This window comes from Acinetobacter sp. AKBS16, from assembly GCF_002899995.1.
GTDB classification, from domain to species: domain Bacteria; phylum Pseudomonadota; class Gammaproteobacteria; order Pseudomonadales; family Moraxellaceae; genus Acinetobacter; species Acinetobacter baumannii.
In genome coordinates this window covers 50,824-51,259 of sequence record NZ_POYH01000098.1, presented here as the reverse complement: position 1 = coordinate 51,259, position 436 = coordinate 50,824, and the positions used below count along the sequence as shown (strand labels likewise).

The 436-nt window shown below is 42.7% G+C and carries 1 pseudogene; it reads left to right on the top strand.

Annotated features, from left to right (window positions below):
• Positions 1 to 224 (top strand): annotated as a pseudogene (locus C1642_RS19880) (Rrf2 family transcriptional regulator); the annotation flags it as partial.
• Positions 225 to 436: the final 212 nt, after the last annotated feature.

Genomic DNA, 436 nt, shown 5'->3' with positions numbered 1-436 from the left:
GGGCAACCAGTGGTGTGTGTGCCGTACATGCTGTCATGCTACAAGCCGAAAAAGCTATGCGAGAAGCATTAGGTGCTCATACACTTGGCGATATTGCAGACCGTTTTGGCCGTTATGCCCCCGACGTATTTTTTAGTGATGTAAATGGTTGGATCAATGAACGCATTGAAGGAAGAACAGCAAAAATGCGGAAAAGTAAAATATCGCGGGATACTCCCGACTAATGAGCTAATAAGCCTCAAATACTAAAGTAAAACATCCCTAATCCGTTTTAAACGCCTTCTCAGATTTTTTCGGACAATCAGAGAATGGATTCGCTCACCCTAAATTTTGTGATGAGCTGGAACGTGTTGTCCGAAAAATCGATCAAAAGGATAATCCAATGAGTAAGCGTATTATTATTGCTGGTTCTGGCTTTGCAGGTTTATGGGCTGCA